This is a genomic window from Roseivirga sp. E12 (assembly GCF_017592825.1).
GTDB lineage: Bacteria > Bacteroidota > Bacteroidia > Cytophagales > Cyclobacteriaceae > Roseivirga.
Window position 1 is genome coordinate 1 of record NZ_JAGFMD010000022.1, and the last position, 1,373, is coordinate 1,373.

A 1,373-nucleotide genomic window follows, 5' to 3' on the forward strand; every position below is an offset into this window, starting at 1 on the left:
ACATTAGTTCCTCCTCCATCAGAGGACACTGTGTAATTATACGTTGTGCCTACTTCCGCCCCAGCGAATGTAAACTTGCTCGTAGTCACTTCTGAGGCCCCAATTAAGGCATCATCGAAACTGACAGTATATCCTATTGGAGCAGTACCATCATCATCATCGCTGATTGTCACCATGCCCACATCACTAATATTTACAGCCAATGCAGTACCGGTCAAATTGCTCTGAATAATTTGGATGGTTTCATTCCCCTCAGATGTAGCATCTGCTGTTGGCGTCACTGTGAAGGTCTGCGTCTCTCCTGCTGTACCTGCAAAAGTTAAGGTCTGTGAGGTGATGGCTGTATAGTCACTGTTGGCTAATGTCGCTGTGCCATCGGCTGTGCTTACATCTACAGTGAAAGCGCCATCTACTGCATTGTCTAGCATGGCGGTAACTGTTATCGCTCCTGCATCTTCAGCACCACTGACAGCTGCAATCGTTACTGCGGCTGCATCGTCATTGGTGATGGTGACTGTCGCCCCATCGGAGATCGCTACACTTAATGTTGTTGCCAATAGGTTAGCCTGACTGATGGTCAAAGTCTCATTGGCTTCCAGTTTTGTATCTGCTGTTGGAGTGACAGTAAAGGTCTGCGTCTCTCCTGCTGTACCTGCAAAAGTTAATGTCTGAGATGTGACGGCCGTATAGTCACTGTCGACTGTGGTTGCGGTGCCATCGGCTGTGCTTACATCTACTGTGAAGCCTCCTTGGGCGGCATTGTCCAGCGTAGCAGTAACCGTGATGGCTCCACCATTCTCTGCTCCACTGACATCGGCTATCGTTACTGCTGCTGCATCATCATTGGTGATGGTGACTGTCGCCCCATCGGAGATCGCTACACTTAATGTTGTTGCCAATAGGTTGGCCTGACTGATGGTCAAAGTCTCATTGGCTTCCAGTTTTGTGTCTGCTGTTGGAGTTACCGTAAAGGTCTGCGTCTCTCCCGCTGTACCCGCGAAGGTTAAGGTCTGAGATGTGACGGCTGTATAGTCACTGTCGGCTGTAGTTGCGGTGCCATCGGCAGAGCTCATATCTACCGTAAAGCCGCCCTGAACAGCGTTATCTAGCGTAGCGGTAACTGTTATCGCTCCACCATTCTCCGCTCCACTGACATCGGCAATCGTTACTGCGGCTGCATCATCATTGGTGATGGTGACTGTCGCACCATCGGAGATAGCTACACTTAATGTAGTTGCCGATAGGTTAGCCTGACTGATGGTCAAAGTCTCATTGGCCTCCAGCTTAGTATCGGCTGTCGGGGTGACCGTAAAAGTCTGCGTCTCTCCCGCTGTACCTGCAAAAGTTAAGGTCTGAGATGTAATGGTTGTATA

At 49.7% G+C, this 1,373-nt stretch carries 1 protein-coding gene; it reads right to left on the minus strand.

Translation table 11 applies throughout. The features are described from left to right. Positions 1-1,373 (minus strand): Calx-beta domain-containing protein (locus tag J4E76_RS20725; protein ID WP_208506712.1); only part of this gene is annotated, 1,373 nt, incomplete at both ends.